General features: G+C 56.7%; 20 protein-coding genes, 1 tRNA gene and 1 pseudogene. 11 read left to right on the top strand and 11 right to left on the bottom strand.

Features of this window, described 5'->3' with window-relative positions:
* Positions 1-340 precede the first annotated feature (340 nt).
* From C8N45_RS19140 to purC, 5 genes are read right to left on the bottom strand one after another with little or no spacing between them, the layout of a single operon-like run.
* Positions 341-1,672, bottom strand: a complete 1,332-nt coding sequence (locus C8N45_RS19140) for a sigma-54-dependent transcriptional regulator (protein ID WP_108387957.1) — start codon at positions 1,670-1,672, stop codon at positions 341-343.
* A gap of 12 nt (positions 1,673-1,684) precedes the next feature.
* Positions 1,685-3,439: a sensor histidine kinase gene (locus C8N45_RS19135; protein ID WP_245882755.1), complete on the bottom strand. Its 1,755-nt coding sequence runs from the start codon at positions 3,437-3,439 to the stop codon at positions 1,685-1,687.
* A gap of 44 nt (positions 3,440-3,483) precedes the next feature.
* Entirely contained in the window at positions 3,484-4,152 is a 669-nt protein-coding gene (gene purQ, locus C8N45_RS19130) for a phosphoribosylformylglycinamidine synthase subunit PurQ (protein WP_108387955.1), read from the bottom strand.
* Positions 4,152-4,382: a phosphoribosylformylglycinamidine synthase subunit PurS gene (gene purS / locus C8N45_RS19125; RefSeq protein ID WP_108387953.1), complete on the bottom strand. Its 231-nt coding sequence runs from the start codon at positions 4,380-4,382 to the stop codon at positions 4,152-4,154. Before purS ends, purQ begins: the two co-directional genes overlap by 1 nt.
* Before the next feature lie 49 nt (positions 4,383-4,431).
* Complete coding sequence (purC, locus tag C8N45_RS19120; protein ID WP_108388079.1) at positions 4,432-5,196, bottom strand: phosphoribosylaminoimidazolesuccinocarboxamide synthase; 765 nt, start codon at positions 5,194-5,196, stop codon at positions 4,432-4,434.
* 134 nt (positions 5,197-5,330) lie between these two features.
* On the opposite strand from purC, the gene C8N45_RS19115 reads away from it, so the two are divergent.
* The 3 genes from C8N45_RS19115 (at position 5,331) to bmt (ending at position 7,695) form a co-directional block, all read left to right on the top strand.
* On the top strand, positions 5,331-5,645 hold the full coding sequence (locus tag C8N45_RS19115) for a DUF1476 domain-containing protein (RefSeq protein WP_108387951.1): 315 nt from the start codon (positions 5,331-5,333) through the stop codon (positions 5,643-5,645).
* 342 nt (positions 5,646-5,987) lie between these two features.
* Entirely contained in the window at positions 5,988-6,623 is a 636-nt protein-coding gene (locus C8N45_RS19110; protein ID WP_108387948.1) for a phosphatidylglycerol lysyltransferase domain-containing protein, read from the top strand.
* 55 nt (positions 6,624-6,678) lie between these two features.
* Positions 6,679-7,695, top strand: coding sequence for a betaine--homocysteine S-methyltransferase (gene bmt / locus C8N45_RS19105; protein WP_108387946.1), 1,017 nt, complete (start codon positions 6,679-6,681; stop codon positions 7,693-7,695).
* On the opposite strand, the gene C8N45_RS19100 is transcribed toward bmt, so the two are convergent.
* A complete protein-coding gene (locus tag C8N45_RS19100) occupies positions 7,692-8,774 on the bottom strand; it encodes a PA0069 family radical SAM protein (RefSeq protein ID WP_108387944.1) in 1,083 nt (360 codons plus the stop codon). The two genes, bmt and C8N45_RS19100, sit on opposite strands and share 4 nt — an antisense overlap.
* A gap of 134 nt (positions 8,775-8,908) precedes the next feature.
* On the opposite strand from C8N45_RS19100, the gene C8N45_RS19095 reads away from it, so the two are divergent.
* The 4 genes from C8N45_RS19095 to C8N45_RS19080 are packed head-to-tail and all read left to right on the top strand — an operon-like array spanning position 8,909 to position 10,810.
* Positions 8,909-9,616, top strand: coding sequence for a cobalamin B12-binding domain-containing protein (locus C8N45_RS19095; RefSeq protein WP_108387942.1), 708 nt, complete (start codon positions 8,909-8,911; stop codon positions 9,614-9,616).
* A 36-nt stretch (positions 9,617-9,652) separates the two neighbouring features.
* Positions 9,653-9,874, top strand: coding sequence for a hypothetical protein (locus tag C8N45_RS19090; protein WP_108387940.1), 222 nt, complete (start codon positions 9,653-9,655; stop codon positions 9,872-9,874).
* A 1-nt stretch (position 9,875) separates the two neighbouring features.
* Positions 9,876-10,190: a YbjQ family protein gene (locus tag C8N45_RS19085; RefSeq protein ID WP_108387938.1), complete on the top strand. Its 315-nt coding sequence runs from the start codon at positions 9,876-9,878 to the stop codon at positions 10,188-10,190.
* Entirely contained in the window at positions 10,187-10,810 is a 624-nt protein-coding gene (locus C8N45_RS19080; protein WP_108387936.1) for a DUF1638 domain-containing protein, read from the top strand. The genes C8N45_RS19085 and C8N45_RS19080 overlap by 4 nt, the downstream gene beginning before the upstream one ends.
* Here C8N45_RS19080 and C8N45_RS19075 read toward each other — a convergent pair.
* From C8N45_RS19075 to purM, 4 genes are all read right to left on the bottom strand, one after another.
* Positions 10,807-11,214, bottom strand: a complete 408-nt coding sequence (locus tag C8N45_RS19075; protein ID WP_108387934.1) for a SufE family protein — start codon at positions 11,212-11,214, stop codon at positions 10,807-10,809. The two genes, C8N45_RS19080 and C8N45_RS19075, sit on opposite strands and share 4 nt — an antisense overlap.
* Before the next feature lie 57 nt (positions 11,215-11,271).
* Entirely contained in the window at positions 11,272-12,429 is a 1,158-nt protein-coding gene (gene rnd, locus C8N45_RS19070) for a ribonuclease D (RefSeq protein WP_108387931.1), read from the bottom strand.
* Between the two features lie 87 nt (positions 12,430-12,516).
* On the bottom strand, positions 12,517-13,113 hold the full coding sequence (purN, locus tag C8N45_RS19065) for a phosphoribosylglycinamide formyltransferase (protein WP_108387929.1): 597 nt from the start codon (positions 13,111-13,113) through the stop codon (positions 12,517-12,519).
* A complete protein-coding gene (gene purM, locus C8N45_RS19060; RefSeq protein WP_108387927.1) occupies positions 13,110-14,150 on the bottom strand; it encodes a phosphoribosylformylglycinamidine cyclo-ligase in 1,041 nt (346 codons plus the stop codon). Before purM ends, purN begins: the two co-directional genes overlap by 4 nt.
* Positions 14,151-14,430: 280 nt before the next feature.
* Between purM and C8N45_RS19055 the strand changes: the two genes are divergently transcribed.
* The 3 genes from C8N45_RS19055 (at position 14,431) to C8N45_RS19050 (ending at position 16,238) form a co-directional block, all read left to right on the top strand.
* Positions 14,431-14,507 (top strand) — tRNA-Ile (locus tag C8N45_RS19055).
* Positions 14,508-14,794: 287 nt separating this feature from the next.
* Complete coding sequence (locus C8N45_RS23315) at positions 14,795-14,965, top strand: hypothetical protein (RefSeq protein ID WP_168769526.1); 171 nt, start codon at positions 14,795-14,797, stop codon at positions 14,963-14,965.
* Between the two features lie 16 nt (positions 14,966-14,981).
* A complete protein-coding gene (locus C8N45_RS19050) occupies positions 14,982-16,238 on the top strand; it encodes an MFS transporter (RefSeq protein ID WP_245882753.1) in 1,257 nt (418 codons plus the stop codon).
* A 49-nt stretch (positions 16,239-16,287) separates the two neighbouring features.
* Here the strand turns inward: C8N45_RS19050 and C8N45_RS19045 are convergent, their stop codons facing one another.
* A complete protein-coding gene (locus C8N45_RS19045; protein WP_168769525.1) occupies positions 16,288-16,992 on the bottom strand; it encodes an SDR family NAD(P)-dependent oxidoreductase in 705 nt (234 codons plus the stop codon).
* 255 nt (positions 16,993-17,247) lie between these two features.
* Between C8N45_RS19045 and C8N45_RS19040 the strand changes: the two are divergent.
* Positions 17,248-17,622: pseudogene (locus C8N45_RS19040) on the top strand (transposase); the annotation flags it as partial.
* Between the last annotated feature and the right edge of the window lie 81 nt (positions 17,623-17,703).

Here is a 17,703-nt window from a genome sequence, read left to right as displayed (position 1 = left end):
CTGCGCGCGGGCAAGAACCGGGCCCCTCGGGGCCGCAGCATCCTTGCCTCTATATCCTGCGCGTTGCATCGCGTTTCTTCTCCGACCGCATTGATGCGGCCCGTTCAAGGCCCGGTCCGCGTTGAGTATGCGCGACCAGGGCGTTCTTCTGGTCATTTCTGACCAAATCAGCTGTTACGTTCGTACGGGTCGTTGACCCGCTCCAATCACAACAGAGAATTCCGACCGGTTGTCATCATGCGCTAAGGCACGACCAACCGTAAGTTCTACACTAGGTATACAATCGCCCCTGCACAAGGTGCCTCGTGCAGGGTTCTGTCATTCTTTTGTCATAACAAGGCTAAAGATAATCAGACCTTTGCAGGCCGTATTTGGCCATCTTCTCGTTCAGGGTCCGGCGCGGCAGGCACAACTCATCCATGACCGAAACGATCGAGCCCTTATGGCGACGCATCGTGTTGTCGATCAGCATCCGTTCGAATGCTTCGACAAATTCCTTCAACGGCTTGCCTTCGGTTGTCATGGCTGGCTTGGTTTCTTCCGTGTCCGCCATCAAAAGCGATGCGATTGACCCGGTGCCGCGGCGGTTTTGCAATACTGCACGTTCGGCCACATTGATGAGCTGGCGCACGTTGCCCGGCCATGGCGCTTGCAGCAATTGTGCGGCTTCCTGTGCACTGACTTCGGGTGCATCACAGCCATATTCATCGGCAAACTGTTCTCCAAGGCGGGTAAACAGCGCGAGGATATCCTCGCCGCGTTGCCGCAGTGGTGGCACAGTGATCCGCAGCGCCGCCAAGCGATAGAACAGATCGGGGCGCAATACGCTTTCGCAGGTCTTGTCCTGCTCTTGCAGGTTACAGATCGCCGTGATCCTTGTTTCAGCAGGCGTGCCCTGATCATTGATTGCTGTCAACAAGCGGGCCTGAAGCGCGTGGCTCAGCGCTTCGATATCTTCCAGCACAAGTGTGCCGCCGCGCGCTTCTTCCATTGCGGGCAACGGTTCATCATCATTGGCAGGGCCAAAGATGCGCCGGCCAAGGGTTTCCTCGTCAAAGGCCGAACAACTGAGCAGCACGAATTTCTTGTTTGCCCGCGCCCCGACCGCATGCAGCGCATGGGCAACAAGCGTCTTGCCGGTCCCTGTTTCACCCTCAACCAGAACATGGCCATCCGCCTGCCCCAGATCGAGGATATCTTCGCGCAGCCGTTCCATCGGCAATGACTGGCCAATCAGTTTCTTCATGATTGCGTTGCCATCCGACAATTCGCGGCGCAGCGCACGGTTATCAAGGGTCAGACGCCGGGCCTGGGTCGCTTTTTTGGCCAGTTCGGTCATGCGGTCCGGGTTGAAGGGCTTTTCCAGAAAATCAAAGGCACCGACGCGCATCGCCTCGACCGCCATGGGCACATCACCATGCCCTGTGATCATGATGACGGGCAGAGAACTATCGACACCCTTGAGCTTTCGCAGAAACTGCATCCCGTCCATGCCAGGCATTTTGATGTCACTCACAACGATACCGGGATAGTCCGACCCCAGCCCCTTCAGCGCATCCTCTGCAGAGGCAAAGGTTTCAGTGTCAAACCCCGAAAGGGCCAGCCACTGGCTGATCGACTGACGCATATCTTTTTCGTCATCGACGATTGCAATTTTCATGGCTTTCGACATGTTTCTTCTTCCTTACTCAGCCGCCGCCACGTCCAGATTCAGACTGGGGAGCTGCACTTCAAAAATCGCGCCGCCGTCGACTGCGTTCCGGGCGGTTAGTCTTCCGTTCAGGTCGTTTACAATACCTGATGAGATGGCAAGTCCAAGTCCTACTCCGTCACCGGGCGCCTTGGTGGTGTAAAATGGCTCAAACAAATCATTGAGATTTTCGATCCCTTCGCCGTTGTCGCGGATTTGCAGGCTGACCGTGTCACCGGCTGCCAGCAGGATTTCAACGGTTGGATTGCTCGATAGTTTGGTTGCGTCCAGCGCATTGCGCAGCAGGTTTACAATCACCTGTTCCAAACGCAAACGGTCGCCCAGAATCATCACCGGCTCATTGGGCAGGCTGCGGATGATATTGACCGAACGGGTCTTGAGCTGCGGTTCCATCATCGCCAGCGCCGAAGACACAGCCGCACGAGTGTCAACAGGTTCAAAGGCTTCCGAGCCTTTGCGCGCGTAAGATTTCAACTGCCGGGTGATCGCGCCCATCCGTTCAAGCAGGTCGTCGATTCGCTGAAACGACGACAGGGCTTCGTCGGGGCGCTTGCGTTGTAACAACAGCCGCGCACCGGCCAGATAGGTTTTCATGGCCGCCAGCGGTTGGTTCAATTCGTGGCTGACCGCGGCAGACATTTCACCCAATGCAGCCAGTTTTGACGATTGCGCAATCGTCTGCTCTGCCACTTGCAGCGTTTTTTCAACCTTTTCACGTTCGGCGATTTCCCGCTGTAGTCGGCGGTTGAGTGCGCGCAACTCTGCTGACTCGCGCTGAAAAAACACCAGCCGCGACGCGGTTTTGCGTGACATGAAGTAAAATGCAATCGCCAGAAGCAAGGCGAATCCCATGACCTCGAGCGCCAGAATACCGTTCACCTTTTCGCGCACGGATGCGTAGGTCGTAAAGCTGACCATCGTCCAGCCTTGATACTGCACACGTTTTTCGCGGCGCAAAACTGCCTCTCCACGGACGTAGGCGTCGGCCGGTCGGACAGACCAACCCTGTGTCGCCCTGATCCAGCGATCAATCGCCGAAGGCGCTGACTGGAGTTCAAGCGCCTCGTCCTCCTGCAAACCGCGCCAACGCGGTTCGGTGGACATGATGATCGTGCCTTTGCTGTCAGTTACAAACACAGCCTCTGACACACCCGCCCAGCCGCGCTCCAGCGTGGGTACATCGATTTCGACCATGATAACGCCCAAGAATGCACCATCTTTTTCAATCCGGCGCGAATAGACAAAGGAATAGGCGCCGATTTCATCGCGGTGCGTCGTGTAGATCGTCTGCGTGTTGCGTTGCGCATTCACAAAATAAGGGCTGGACCCGTGCTGTTCTCCCAAGCGGTTACGATCCGTGGCCGCGACCGAGCGGCCATCGCTGTCAAGCAAGGTCAGGGATGCCGCTCCAATTTCTTCGACGAACGACATCAGCCGCGCGGTGGACAGGGAATAATTCTGTTCTTGCAGAGCAGTGATCAGGTCAGGGTCACGGGCGAGGACCCGCGTGACCATCGCGTTTCGTTCCAGCTCACTGGTCAGGTTGGTGACATAAAGCGCGAGCCTGACGTCAGCACCATTGCGTGTCGTCTCGGTAAAGCGCTGGGTCAGAAACTGGTTGCTGACATAGATCACGATGACCGCAAAAAGGCATATCACCAGAATAGACAGGCGCAGATACCATCTGCCCTGCCCGCGTCGTGACATCAGTTTTTCGAAGCCAAACATAGTTTAATTGTACGCTGCCTGCTGCCACGCAGCAAGAAGCCAGATCAGGCAGTCGCCAACTGTGCCACAATACCGCGGAAAAGCGCCTGTCCGTCAGTGCCGCCATGCCCGGCATCCACGGCTCTCTCGGGGTGGGGCATCATGCCAAGCACCCGCCGGTTTTCCGACAGCACACCCGCAATATCCGCGACAGAGCCATTGGTATTCTGCAAATAGCGGAAGGGAATACGCGCATCCTGCTCCAGACGCGCGAGCGTATCGGGATCAACAGTGTAATTGCCGTCGTGGTGTGCGACCGGAAGGGCGATGATATCGCCGGCCTTGTACCCTTCGGTAAAGGCGCAGTCCGAAGTTTCGACCCGCAGATCAACCGTCTTGCAGACAAATTTCAGCCCGGCATTGCGCATCAGCGCACCGGGCAGCAGCCCTGTTTCGGTCAGGACCTGAAAGCCGTTGCAGACCCCAAGCGCATAGCCGCCGCGTTCGACATGTTGCACAAGTGCCTTGCAGATCGGTGATTTGGCCGCAATCGCGCCGCAGCGCAGGTAATCGCCAAAGGAAAACCCGCCCGGCACCGCCACAAGATCAACGCCATCGGGCAAGGCCGCATCCTTGTGCCAGACCATATCGACGTCGGCGCCAGCAGACTTCAAGGCGACCGCCATGTCGCGGTCACAGTTGGAGCCGGGAAAAACGATGACTGCGGCCCGCATCAGAGTACCTCGATCCGGTAGCTTTCGATCACAGTATTTGCGAGCAGTTTTTCGCACATATCGCGGATCGTGTCTTCGCTTGTGCCATCCGCCAGCTCGAGCTCGATCACCTTGCCCTGCCGGACGCCTTCAACGCCCTCAAAGCCAAGCGCACCAAGCGCGTGGCGCACAGCCTCGCCTTGGGGGTCAAGTACACCGTTCTTCAACATCACATGCACACGGGCTTTCATCGCTGTGTCTCTTTCATCTTTGCGCCAACTTGCTTTGCAGCCTTCAGGTCTAGTTAATCAACGTCGGTTTGCTGGGACGATGCGTGACGTTTGAAGGGAGCACCCCCAAACGTTTGGCCACTTCCGTGTAGGCATCGGTCAGATTGCCCAGATCGCGGCGGAACACATCCTTGTCGAGCTTTTGCCCGCTTTCGATGTCCCAAAGGCGACAACTGTCGGGGCTGATTTCGTCGGCAAGGATCAACCGCGGGAATTCATTGTCCCAGACCCTCCCGACTTCGATCTTGAAATCGACCAGCTTGATCCCGACCCCGAACATCACGCCCGACATCCAGTCGTTCACCCGCAGGGCAAGGCTGACGATATCATCCATATCCTGTTGTGTCGCCCAGCCAAAAGCGATGATGTATTCTTCGGGCACCAGCGGATCGCCAAGCGCGTCGTCCTTGTAGGAAAACTCGACAATCGGGCGCGGCAATGCGGTGCCTTCTTCCAACCCCAAACGTTTGGCCATGCTGCCCGCCGCAAGATTGCGCACAATAATTTCAAGCGGCACAATCTCGACCTGACGGATCAGCTGCTCGCGCATATTCAATCGCTTGATGAAATGCGTGGGAATGCCGATTTGGGTCAGCCCGGTCATGAAGAACTCTGAAAGGCGGTTGTTCAAGACACCTTTGCCTTCAATAACGGCCTTCTTTTCCGCGTTGAAAGCAGTCGCATCGTCCTTGAAATACTGCACTAGGGTGCCGTGTTCTGGACCTTCATAAAGGATCTTTGCCTTACCCTCATAAATCTTCTTGCGGCGCGCCATCACGACCCCCTCGTTCTCGCGCGGCCCTGAGATGGGTGCGCTGTTGTGCGCGTCATAGTGCAAGCCCCCCTTGCGGGCAAGGACCAGCAAGGGCATATCAAACAGTGACGTCCAAAAAATCACGAGGCTCAACGATGACATCCTTTGACGACCGCGAACACGCATTTGAAAACAAATTCGCCCATGATGCTGAAATGCAGTTCAAGGCAGAAGCCCGACGCGACAAGCTGCTGGGGCTGTGGGCAGCCGATCTGATGGGCAAATCACCGGAAGAGGCCGCCGCATATGCCAAAGAGGTGATCAAAGCCGACATGGAAGAACCCGGTGACGAGGATGTGTTCCGCAAGATTTCGGGCGACCTTGGCAGCATCGCAAGCGAAGAGCTGATCCGCGCGAAGATGGCCGAACTGTTGGTCGAAGCCAAAGGGCAGATCCTCAGCGAAATCTAGTTTTCGTAAACTTTTCGATAGTTTAACGGCGACTCGGCTTGTCCGGGGGCGCCGTTAACCATTCTTTGGAACGGTTCCATTGCGGGCCGTTTACTTCGCCCCGCCAGCCCGGTGTTGGTCCTTGGCAGAGTACAATGATTTCTTTCCACCATACACGCCCACGTGCCCTTTTGCGCCACAGTTTACCGGTGGTGCCCTTGACGATCTGCGGCTGGTTGTTGCTGCAACGGATCGCCCGATGGATATGGCCGTGGGTGCGTACGGCAATGGCGCAGGTCAGCCTGCAACAATGGCTCTTGGTTGTGGTTGCCACATTTTTAAGCTTTCAGGCTTTTGGGCGTTATGATGCAATGTGGCGCCGGGTCTTGCGCACCGGAGTATCAGACACCACCGCCCGGCGCGGCGGATGTGATCTCTGTTGCAGCGGGCAATGACCTGCCGCTGAAACAGATGGGAAAGATCGCGCGCGCCTGGGCCATGTCCCGTGGCGGTGAACACGGCTTTTCGATGGGCCGGTACAGCCCGCATCTGGTAGCGCAAAAGCAGGTTTTTCTGATCTATCAGCACGCGGAACTGGTTGGCTTTGTCACCTGCATGACAGGTAAGGAATTGGATTTGATCCGCCACGTAGATCATGTGCCTGATGACGCGCTCCAGTCCGCGATTTTCACAGTGATCGAAACAGCACGGTCAGAGAAGACGCGCCATGTGTCACTGGCCTGCGCCCCCGATCCACCCTTTGCGCCGCCTTTCTGGTCAAACCGCCGTGCGGGCCTGATCCAGTTCAAACGCGGGTTTCAGCCCATTTGGGTGCCGCGCTATCACGCCGCCCCCAAGCAAGCGGGCTTTTGGTTTACCGGCGTGATGATCGGACTGGCCAGCCCTCGCCCGTTTCACAATGCGCCCTGGATACTTGTCCTTGCGCTCAAGATCATCATGCAGAAATATCAAGGGCTGACGGCCAAATGGCGATTGTAAATCGCGATGAGGCGTGACAAGCGACGCTAACGCACTAATCGGGGGCTAAAGGCCAATGACGAACGCACTTTCCAAGCTTCTTGAAACCCGTGACTGGCTTTTGGCTGACGGGGCCACCGGCACCAACCTGTTCAATATGGGGTTGATGTCAGGTGATGCGCCCGAGATGTGGAACATTGACGAAACCTCAAAAATCACAGCGCTTTACAAGGGTGCCGTTGATGCGGGCAGCGATGTCTTTCTGACCAACAGTTTTGGGGCCAACGCATCGCGCCTAAGACTGCACGGTGCCGAAAGCCGCGTGCATGAACTGAACAAAGCCGCTGCCGAAATCGCCCGTGACGTTGCCGATGCGGCCGGGCGCCCCGTTGTCGTGGCAGGCTCTGTCGGTCCCACGGGCGAGATAATGAGCCCGATGGGCACCCTCACCCACGAGCGCGCCGTCGAGATGTTTCACGAGCAGGCCGAAGGGCTGAAAGCTGGCGGCGCAGACGTTCTGTGGGTCGAAACCATCAGCGCTGCCGAAGAATTCAAAGCCGCTGCCGAAGCGTTTGCACTGGCCGACATGCCATGGTGCGGCACGATGAGCTTTGACACAGCAGGTCGCACGATGATGGGCCACACGTCAGCAGATATGGTCAAGCTTGTTGGCAAGATCACCCACCAACCCCTTGCTTTTGGGGCAAATTGTGGTGTTGGGGCATCTGATCTGTTGCGCACTGTTTTGGGGATGGCTGCTGCCGGTTCAACCTTGCCGCTGATCGCCAAGGGCAACGCGGGCATTCCCAAGTATCACGATGGCCACATCCACTATGACGGCACACCGGAATTGATGGCCGACTACGCCGTTCTGGCGCGTGCCTGCGGGGCCACGATCATTGGTGGCTGCTGCGGAACCACGCCGGAACATCTGCGCGCCATGCGTGACGCGCTGGAAACTCGGCCTGTCGGCGACACACCGACGTTGGAGCAGATCACCGAAGCGCTGGGTGGCTTTTCGTCTGAATCGGATGGCACTGATGGCGCAGGTCCCGCCGCCGCACCGCGCCGCGGACGTCGCCGCAAGGCCTAAAACAGCGCCAATTGGTCGCCAGTTTCCGGGGGTTTGGCGAACAGGTCGGTGCTTAACTTTGGTAAAGACCGATCAAGGCCCAGCTTGCGGGTGGCCAATTTGAAGCGTTGTTGGATCATCTTTGCCCACTCCCCCTGCCCGACCATGCGCTTGCCAAAGGCAGGGTCATAGTCCTTGCCGCCGTGCAGTTCACGCACGCGCCCCATAACGCGCGCCGCCCTGTCGGGGAATTGCGCAACCAACCATTCCTGAAAAAGCGCAGACACCTCGCGCGGCAGTCGCAAAACAATCGAAGAGGCCGCCACGGCGCCCGCATCATGGCAGGCGGCAAGGATCGCCTCGAGTTCGTGGTCGGTCAGTGCTGGCACAACGGGCGATACCATCGCACGCACAGGGATACCCGCATCGGTTAACTGCCGGATCACACGCAGACGCGCTGCTGGCAGCGGCACACGTGGTTCCATCGCGCGCGATGTCTTGGGGTCAAGCGTTGTCATCGAAATGCCGACGCGGACAAGCCCCTTGGCCGCCATTGGGGCCAGAATATCAATATCGCGAGCGATTAATGTCCCTTTGGTCACGATCGCCACGGGGTGGTTGAAATCACGCAGGACCATCAGTATCTGCCGCATGATTTCGCGTTCTTTTTCAATCGGTTGATAGGGGTCAGTGTTGGTCCCTATGGCAATTGTATCGGGCGCATAACGGGGGTTTGACAATTCGGCGCGCAATCGTTCGGCCGCATTTGGGCGCGCGATCAGTTTGGTTTCGAAATCCAGACCGGGCGACAGTCCCAAAAAGGCATGACTGGGGCGCGCAAAACAATAGATGCAACCATGTTCACAGCCCCTGTACGGGTTGATCGAGCGGTCGAAGGACAAATCCGGCGAGGTGTTGCGGGTGATAACCTTGCGCGCCACCTCCTCGCTGACTTCGGTGCGCAGGACTGGCAATTCTTCGTCGCGCTGCCACCCGTCATCAACCGCCTCTGACGTTAACCTGTCAAAGCGCACATCCGGGTTTGACCCGGCAGCACGTCCCGGTGTGCGATGTCGCGGTGAAACGGGATGTTCAGACATGATGTTTATTAGAACAATTCATGAACGCAGGCAATGGCGGGTCGGTCACGTTTCTGCGAATGTCGCAATTGTGTAGGTAGTCAAGACCAATCAGGCGCACTACTAATTGCACAAGTGAATGCAAAGGGTCTCCAATGTCTGACGAAGAAGATGACATCATCCTGTCCGAACTGAGTGACGAAGACCTCGTCGCGCAGATGTTTGACGATCTATACGACGGTCTGAAAGAAGAGATCGAAGAAGCGGTTAATATTCTGATTGAGCGCGGCTGGGAGCCTTACCGCGTGCTGACCGAAGCATTGGTCGGCGGTATGACCATCGTCGGCCATGACTTCCGTGACGGCATCTTGTTTGTGCCAGAGGTGCTGCTGGCGGCCAACGCCATGAAGGGCGGCATGGCCATTCTCAAGCCACTTCTGATTGCCACCGGTGCGCCCCGCGTCGGCAAAATGGTGATTGGGACGGTCAAGGGCGACATTCACGATATCGGTAAAAACCTCGTCTCCATGATGATGGAAGGGGCGGGTTTCGAAGTGGTTGATCTGGGTATCAACAACGCGGTTGAGAATTACCTTGAGGCAATTGAAACGGAAGAGCCTGACATCCTTGGCATGTCCGCACTGCTGACGACGACCATGCCGTACATGAAGGTTGTCATCGACACGATGGTCGAAAAAGGTATCCGTGATGATTATATCGTTCTGGTCGGCGGCGCCCCTCTGAACGAAGAGTTCGGCAAGGCAATTGGCGCTGACGCCTACTGCCGTGATGCGGCGGTAGCCGTTGAAACAGCCAAGACCTTTGTCGCAAGAAAGCACAATCAGGGGGCTGGTGCGGCTTAGGACTGATCCCTATGTCATAAGACAAAGGAGGATCTGATGCCCATTGATAAACTTGTTCTGATTCTGGTCAGCGTGATTGCTGCGGCGGGCGCAACCATATGGGTAGCCGCAATTTTGCTTGCCAGCGTGCAGGTCAGCCCGGTGCTGGGATTGACCGCGCTGGGGTTGATTGCGATTTGTGCATATATCGCATGGCGTATCATCGCAGATCGCCTGACGAACTCAGACGACAACCATTATGATAAGTTTGAAAACTGATATGCTGATTTGCACAACCCACTCCGTCGCTGGCCGCGAGGTTGCTGAAACCTTGGGGTTGGTGCGCGGTGCAACCGTGCGGGCCAAACATGTGGGCACTGATATCGTTGCCGGTCTGCGCAATCTTGTCGGTGGTGAAATGAAAGGCTATTCCTCGCTGCTGGCTGGTGCCCGCGAACAGGCGCTGGACCGCATGAAAGCCGAAGCAAGTGCCATGGGCGCTGATGCCATCCTTGGGTTTCGCATGGAAACATCATCGATCATGAATGGTGCGTCCGAGATTGTGGCATACGGGACGGCGGTGCGTTTGTCGTGATCGCCGATGCGGCACTGACCACACGCGGGCTTGCCCCAACGGGCCAAGGTCGCGTGCTGCTGATTGCCTGCGGTGCATTGGCCCGCGAAATTCTGGCCCTGAAAGCGGCCAACGGCTGGGACCATCTGGATTTGCAGTGTTTGCCCGCCATCCTGCATAACCATCCACACAAGATCGTGGATGCGGTCCGCGCGGCGGTCGAAAAACATCGCGACAGTTACGACCGGCTTTTCGTGGTCTACGCCGATTGCGGCACAGGCGGGCTTTTAAAGGTAGCCTGCGCAGAGATGGGCGTAGACATGGTGCCCGGCCCCCACTGCTATGCCTTTTACGAAGGCAACGCCGCCTTTGCAGAGCGCGATGAAATTACAGCCTTCTACCTAACCGATTTTCTTGTCCGGCAGTTTGATGCATTCGTCTGGGAACCACTCGGCCTGGACCGGCATCCCGATTTGCGCGAAATGTACTTTGGCAATTACGAAAAGGTGGTTTATCAGGCCCAGACCGACGACCCCGCACTGACGCAAAAAGCGCGTGCGCATGCCGACAGGCTTGGCCTTGGGTTCGAACGGCGCTTTACCGGTTACGGTGATCTGATGACAGCCTTGGCGGCGCTTTAGGCGGCAGCCGCCGTTTCCCTGATCCGCGCGACCATTGCGCGCAGCCCGTTTGACCGCTGGGCTGACAGATGATCATTCAGACCAAGCCGCCCCAGTTCTGCCGCCGCGTCGATCTTGTTTACCTCTGCCACAGGCACTCCGTTATAGAGCGTATGCAGAACAGCAATCAGCCCACGCACGATCATCGCGTCACTTTCGCCCCGAAAGGTGAAAATGCCATCCTTGATTTGAGGCACAAGCCAGACCTGACTGGCACAGCCGTCCACTTTGGTTGCGGGCACGCGCAGCGCATCTTCCAGTGGGTCCATCGCTTTACCCATGTCGATCACATGGCGATAGCGGTCTTCCCAATCATCAAGGAATTCAAAGGTTTCGACCAGTTCTTCAAAGTCAGGATTTGCCATTAAAACGCCTTTCCACTTCATCTCTGCATGTAGGGCGCAATAAGGGCCGCGTCCAGATCAAAGCGGAACGGTAACGACTTTCTGCCCTTTGACCGCCAGCCCGATTTCTCCGTCGCACAGGCGCAGCGCATCGTTGCCGAATACTTCGCGGCGCCAACCTTTCAGCGCGGGCACATCCCTTTGCCCCGATGCCAGCGCATCCAGATCGCTGGATGAGGCAATGAGTTTTTGGGCTACGTCCTTGTCGTCAGTCTTGGCTTTCAGCAATACCCGCAACATGTCCGCCAGCGCCGGGTTCACCTGTAGCTTGCCACGGTCCTTGTCGGGGCGTGGCATGTCCTCGGGTTTGACCTCCTGCCCTGCCTTGACGCTATCCAGAATGCCCGTCGCAATATCGCCCTTGCGCGCCTCTCGCAGCAACAGACGAGACCGCCCAAGGTCCTGCTCTGATTGCGGCTTGGTCGATGCCAATTCAACCAGCGCGTCGTCCTTGAACACACGGTTGCGCGGGATATTGCGTTCTTGCGCGTAGTTTTCCCGAAAGCGCGCCAATTCGCGCACAATTGCAAGGAACTTGCCGGACTGCGTCCGGGTCTTTACCCGCCGCCATGCCTGCTCAGGGTCCGACTGATATGTGGCCGGATCATTCAGAACTGCCATTTCCTCGGCCACCCATTTTTTGCGACCTGACTGGTCAAGGCGCGCAGACAGATATTCGTAGATGTCGCGCAGATGCGTCACATCGGCCAAAGCGTATTTGGCCTGTGCATCGGTCAACGGACGGCGCGACCAATCGGTAAAGCGCGAGGATTTATCCAGATCAGACTTTGCGATCTTGCGCACCAGTGTTTCGTAACCAACCTGATCGCCAAACCCGCAAACCATCGCGGCCACCTGCGTATCAAACAACGGGGTCGGTATAATGCCCTGATCGACGTAGAAAATTTCAAGATCCTGACGGGCCGCGTGGAAAACCTTGACCACGCCTACGTCTTCAAAGAGCCGGTAAAGCGGATCAAGCGACAGCCCTTCGGCCAGCGGATCAACCAGAACCGCGTCGTTGCTGCCAGAATCCTGATAGGCCAACTGAACCAAACATAGCTTGGAGTAGTAGGTACGTTCGCGCAAGAACTCTGTATCTACAGTGACATACGAACGTTTCGCTGCCTCGTTACAAAATTCAGCCAGTGCCTCGGTGGTCGTTATCTTCTTCATAGTTAGTCAATCACGCGTTCAAGCCCCACACCCGATTGCTCGCCCGTTGTAGGGCAAACGGCGGGCATTGGGAAGGTAAGCCCCATGTTATTGTTCAAGTGTGACCGGTGTGGGATCACCGGCCGCAAAGCGGCGCAGTACTTTCGGGTACAGCGCATGTTCCAACGGCAACACCCGCGCCGCAAGCGTTTGTGCCGTATCGTCAGGCTGGATGCGCAGCTTGGCCTGACCCAGGATCGGGCCGTCGTCCAGCTCTGGCGTCACAACATGGACCGTGCATCCATGTTCGCTGTCACCGGCGGCAATTGCGCGGGCATGGGTATGCAGTCCCTTGTATTTGGGCAGCAACGACGGATGGATATTCAGCATCTGACCTGACCAATGCTGCATGAATTCGGGCGACAGGATACGCATAAAGCCGGCAAGGCATATAATATCCGGTTTCGCAGTCTTCAACACCTTCAGCAACTCCGCCTCGAACGCAACCCGGTCTTTGCCAAATGGCCGATGGTCAACGACAGAAGTGGGCACATGCAGTGCCCGCGCTTTGGCCAAGCCGCCTGCATCGGGGGTGTTCGACAGCACAAGCACAGGTCTTGCAGGATGGTCGCCCGTCATCGACTTGACCAGCGTTTCCATGTTGGACCCGCCGCCGGAAATCAGAATCGCGACACGTCTTGTCAAAGAAGCTGCCCTGAATAGCGAATGCCAGCACCTTCAGTCACGTGGCCCAGCTGATAGACGGTTTCGCCAGCACCCGACAACAAGCTTGTCAGGGCTTCGGCCTGCCCCGCATCAACCGCAAGCACCATGCCAACGCCTGCGTTGAATGTCTTGAGCAATTCAGCCTCGGCAATGCCGCCGATGCCTGCGAGCCACGCAAAAACAGGCGGCAGTTCCCATGCGTTCAAATCGATGTCTGCGCCCAGACCGTCCGGCAGGACCCGGGGCAGGTTTTCGGTCAGGCCACCGCCAGTAATATGGGCCAGCGCATTTACGCCCCCTGCCCTGACCGCAGCCAGCGCGGGTTTGACATAAAGCCGCGTTGGCGCAAGCAATGCGGCCCCAAGGGTTCCATCGGCAAAAGGTGCCGTATCGGCCCATGCAAGGCCGGACAAATCAACGATCCGCCGCACCAGCGAATAGCCGTTCGAGTGTACCCCATCAGAGGCAAGCCCGAGCAAAACGTCTCCAGCCGCCACGCCGCGTGGCAGGTCTGCGCCGCGCTCCATCGCGCCAACGGAAAAACCCGCAAGGTCGAAATCACCCGCATGATACATGCCCGGCATTTCAGCGGTTTCGCCACCAATCAGGGCACAGCCCGAGGCTTCGCAACCTGCCGCGATGCCTTCGATGATGCGCGTGGCCTGGTCCAGTTCCAACTTGCCTGTCGCAAAGTAATCGAGAAAGAAAAGCGGCTCTGCCCCTTGGCAAACGAGGTCATTCACGCACATGGCGACCAGATCGATACCGATCGTGTCCACATTGCCCGTATCAATAGCGATCCGCAGTTTGGTACCCACGCCATCGGTTGCCGCAACCAGTATCGGATCCTGATACCCGGCACCCTTGAGGTCAAAAAGCGCGCCAAAGCCGCCAAGGCCCGCCATGACACCGGATCTGGCCGTGCGTTTGGCCGCTGGTTTGATCCGCTCGACCAATGAATTTCCAGCATCGATATCAACACCGGCATCGGCGTAAGTCAGGCCATTCTTTTCCATGTCGGGCACCTTGTGAGATTGGTTGCGGTCGCGATACCGGATGGTCCGGCCCGGTGCAACGGACAGATTTTAACAAAAAACAAATATTCCTGAGTTTATTAACTTTGCATTAGTAAATCATATGCCAACGAATGGAGCGAGAAGTAAGCGACCTCGCCTCGCTTATGACAGTCTCGCTAGAATTCGGGCGGCTGGTGGCCAAATGTCATCGCCGCCCAATGACTTTCCGGCCAATTCAAACTTGACCAGCGCCGCTGTTCTGCTAACCCAGTGCAGGTAGGGGCCTGTAGCTCAATTGGTTAGAGCAGAGCGCTCATAACGCTTTGGTTGCGGGTTCAAGTCCTGCCGGGCCTACCACTTCCCCTTTTTTTATTTTTTACAGTATCTTAGGCGGATTTACGAACGTAAATACACCCCGTTATCCACCTTTTTTCTAGCGCAATCCAAAAGAGTAATCCCGCAAACCACAATCGAGACAGCCATCTATCTGTCTCTTGATAAGTGCTGGGCCAGATCAGTTTGATCACCTTTCTGCGTGTCCGCTGGCGACTTCCGGCCCATAGTATGCGTAATTGGGCTGCCTCTGTTCCGCGGTCATGCTCCCGATATGATCACAGGATTGCTGTGAACAAGGGAGAAAGACGATGGATTATTTTGCCGGACTGGATGTGTCGCTGCGGACCTGCGCAGCAAGTGGCAGTTGTTCGCCCTTTGCGTCATGCTCTCCTTTCGGCAGAAACCGGACCTCCATGGACAGCGAAACGAACGGCGACTTTAAGCCTGAAGCTGCCTTAAACGTGAAGCCCATTTTTTGACTAGGTGTCTGCCATCTTGGAGAAATATGTTATGGCTATTCGCAGAGGGATATCAGCCATGCCAGAGCTCCAACCAGAACTGCCTCGCTATCGCTGGGTTATTGTCTTGGCCTCTGCACTGATACTAGCACTTGCTCTTGGCTCAATCGTCAACGGCATGTCGGCCTATGTCGTGCCTCTTGAACAGTTGCACGGCTGGGATCGTGCGGAAGTGTCGCTAATCAATGTTTCCGGAATCATGGGGCTGGCGCTTGGCGGCCTCCTGACGGGAAGCGTTGCGGACCGGTTTGGCACCCGGATTGTGGTATTGGCCGGTAGTACGGTTATGGGCATATCCTATCTTGCCGCATCTTTTGCGGATGATCTCTGGCAGTACTACCTGCTGATGTTCATTGCCGGTTTCTTCGGTGCCGCAGGAATCTTCGCCCCTATCATGTCGCTTGTAGGAAAGTGGTTCCCGATCGGTGCGGGCCTTGCAATCGGCATCGCGTCTGCTGGGCAGGCCCTTGGGCAAGGCTTCGTACCATTCGGCTCGGCCATCCTAATCAACGCAATGGGCGTTTCCGGAGCGCTTGCGGTCACTGGAGGGCTTATGCTGATCGTGCTGCTTCCGCTGGCTTCCCTGTTGCGACCCGTAGCGCTTCTCAAGACAGGACAAGGCGCAGCAGACGTTGAGAAGGATTATCCTCCAATCCGGCTGGTTGTGCCGATGATGTGCCTCGCAATCTTACTCTGCTGCATATGCATGTCAGTCCCGCTGATGCACCTCGTACCACACATACAGGGACGTGGATACTCGGCTGATCAGGCTGGTGGTGTCATCTTCCTAATGCTCATGGTGGGCATCCTCGGACGTGTCGCTTTTGGCAAGCTGGCCGATGTGATCGGCGCCATCCCCGCCTACATGACTGCGACTGGTTGGATGACGCTGCTGATTTATGGCTTCATGCTCATCGACGACTTGTCCACATTCTACCTTTACGCCCCGATTTACGGTTTCGGGTATGCAGGAGTTATGACGGGTGTGCTCGCCACTGTCGCGGCCCATACTCCACCCTCACGTCGCGGTTTTGCGATGGGTGTTGTCACCATGTTCGGCTGGTTTGGCCACGCTAGTGGCGGCTTTCTTGGCGGCTATCTCTACGACATGACCGGTGGATATGCGGCCGCCTACGGTTTAGCGGCTGTGGCTGGTGCGCTTAATCTCTCGGTCGTTTGGGTACTATTCTGGAAAATCCAGGGGCCACACGCACCAACCCCTTTAGCAGCCTAATATGCAGGGCAGCTTGGTACGCGTGGGAGCAATCGCTTCGCGCAATGTTTTACCACTTCTCGCCGAAGGGACGGATGTCGAGCTCGAAGGTCCAAGCCGATTTATCTTGGTGTGCGAGCATTAGTGCCGTTTCCGCAATCCGAGCGGGTTTGATGAAGAACTCGTCGGGTTCACTTGGTGCGAAATTGGCTCGCGTGTCTTCTGTATCTATCACGCCATCTATAATAAGATATGCAACATGGATGCCTTTTGGGCCGAGTTGCTTGGCGAGTGCGTTCGCCAACGTACGCTGGGCGGACTTCGCGGGAGCAAAGGTAGTCGTCCATACGTTGCCACGAAGCGCTGCGGTAGCACCGGATACAATGATCACGCCCGAGCCGCGTTCTGACATCTGAGATCCTAGCAGCTTGGCGGTGACAAATAGACCCAGCGCGCTAACACGCCAACTCTGTTCGAACTGGAGCTCTGAAACCTCATCGAGTGCTCCGAATTGAGCGAGGTCGGCATTGTAGATCACGACGTCAATCGGACCGAGATCGTCTTGGACCAACGAGAGACCGCCTCTAAGGCTTTCGGGATCTCCGGCGTCGCACCTATACGCGCAAACTGAAATGTCGGATGGCTCTGCGCCTTCGAGATCAGCGCCCGATCTACTTAGTAGACCAAGATCGTATCCGGCTTGCTTGAATGTCTCGGCATATGCAGTCCCAAGGCCTGGACCAAAACCGACAATTGCGCAGACCTTCCCGCCCATAGTGATTTCCTCCCAAGCGTTTGTTGATAGCGAGCATTCATACCACGAACCGTAGCACATTGCCCAACGAAAAGCGGCTTTGTCCCGCTGAGCAGCCCTTGCGGCAGAGCGAAGCGAACGGCCGCTTCGTTTCCAAAGTGACCAATCCTGCAGCAAGTCTATTTTGGTATTAAGGTCGAATTTTGTTGAAAACCTCTTCTTTGATCGAGAGTTGAACTGCTGATTCAATTCCTGCAATTGAGGAGAGGATCGGCGATGATGGGCCCGAAGCAAGATGCGCAACCGGCGCTGTCTTACGAGTTCTCGCTCGAGTATCACATCCCCATGAATCACTTGCTTTGATCCGTCGGCCGGTTCGTCGACCTGAGCAGTATCCGCGCCCATCTGGCGGTGTTCTACAGCCATACGGGTCGCCCGTCGGTCGATCCCGAACTGCTTATCCGGATGCTGCTGGTCGGCTATTGCTTTGGCATCCGGTCAGAGCGGTAGCTCTGCGAAGAGGTGCATCTGAACCTCGCGTATCGTTGGTTCTGCCGCCTCGATCTGAGCGATCGTGTCCCGGATCATTCCACCTTCTCAAAGAACCGGCATGGTCGGTTTAGGGAGAGCGAACTTCTACGACACCTGTTCTAGACGACATTCACCGGCTGTATCGAAGAAGGTCGGGTCAGTGGCCAACGCATGGAGCAAGCCGACATTCACGGCGATCCA

The sequence above is a fragment of the Yoonia sediminilitoris genome (assembly GCF_003058085.1).
GTDB classification, from domain to species: Bacteria; Pseudomonadota; Alphaproteobacteria; order Rhodobacterales; family Rhodobacteraceae; genus Yoonia; species Yoonia sediminilitoris.
Note: the sequence above shows the minus strand (reverse complement) of the source record. Positions and strands in the feature narration are given on the sequence as shown.

Excerpts from the sequence above, each read along its gene's own strand:
- C8N45_RS19140 (WP_108387957.1), bottom strand. The coding sequence starts at position 1,672 with ATGTCGAAAGCCATGAAAATTGCAATCGTCGATGACGAAAAAGATATG.
- C8N45_RS19135 (WP_245882755.1), bottom strand. The coding sequence starts at position 3,439 with ATGTTTGGCTTCGAAAAACTGATGTCACGACGCGGGCAGGGCAGATGG.
- purQ (WP_108387955.1), bottom strand. The coding sequence starts at position 4,152 with ATGCGGGCCGCAGTCATCGTTTTTCCCGGCTCCAACTGTGACCGCGAC.
- purS (WP_108387953.1), bottom strand. The coding sequence starts at position 4,382 with ATGAAAGCCCGTGTGCATGTGATGTTGAAGAACGGTGTACTTGACCCC.
- purC (WP_108388079.1), bottom strand. The coding sequence starts at position 5,196 with ATGGCGCGCCGCAAGAAGATTTATGAGGGTAAGGCAAAGATCCTTTAT.
- C8N45_RS19115 (WP_108387951.1), top strand. The coding sequence starts at position 5,331 with ATGACATCCTTTGACGACCGCGAACACGCATTTGAAAACAAATTCGCC.
- C8N45_RS19110 (WP_108387948.1), top strand. The coding sequence starts at position 5,988 with ATGATGCAATGTGGCGCCGGGTCTTGCGCACCGGAGTATCAGACACCA.
- bmt (WP_108387946.1), top strand. The coding sequence starts at position 6,679 with ATGACGAACGCACTTTCCAAGCTTCTTGAAACCCGTGACTGGCTTTTG.
- C8N45_RS19100 (WP_108387944.1), bottom strand. The coding sequence starts at position 8,774 with ATGTCTGAACATCCCGTTTCACCGCGACATCGCACACCGGGACGTGCT.
- C8N45_RS19095 (WP_108387942.1), top strand. The coding sequence starts at position 8,909 with ATGTCTGACGAAGAAGATGACATCATCCTGTCCGAACTGAGTGACGAA.
- C8N45_RS19090 (WP_108387940.1), top strand. The coding sequence starts at position 9,653 with ATGCCCATTGATAAACTTGTTCTGATTCTGGTCAGCGTGATTGCTGCG.
- C8N45_RS19085 (WP_108387938.1), top strand. The coding sequence starts at position 9,876 with ATGCTGATTTGCACAACCCACTCCGTCGCTGGCCGCGAGGTTGCTGAA.
- C8N45_RS19075 (WP_108387934.1), bottom strand. The coding sequence starts at position 11,214 with ATGGCAAATCCTGACTTTGAAGAACTGGTCGAAACCTTTGAATTCCTT.
- rnd (WP_108387931.1), bottom strand. The coding sequence starts at position 12,429 with ATGAAGAAGATAACGACCACCGAGGCACTGGCTGAATTTTGTAACGAG.
- purM (WP_108387927.1), bottom strand. The coding sequence starts at position 14,150 with ATGGAAAAGAATGGCCTGACTTACGCCGATGCCGGTGTTGATATCGAT.
- C8N45_RS23315 (WP_168769526.1), top strand. The coding sequence starts at position 14,795 with ATGGATTATTTTGCCGGACTGGATGTGTCGCTGCGGACCTGCGCAGCA.
- C8N45_RS19045 (WP_168769525.1), bottom strand. The coding sequence starts at position 16,992 with ATGGGCGGGAAGGTCTGCGCAATTGTCGGTTTTGGTCCAGGCCTTGGG.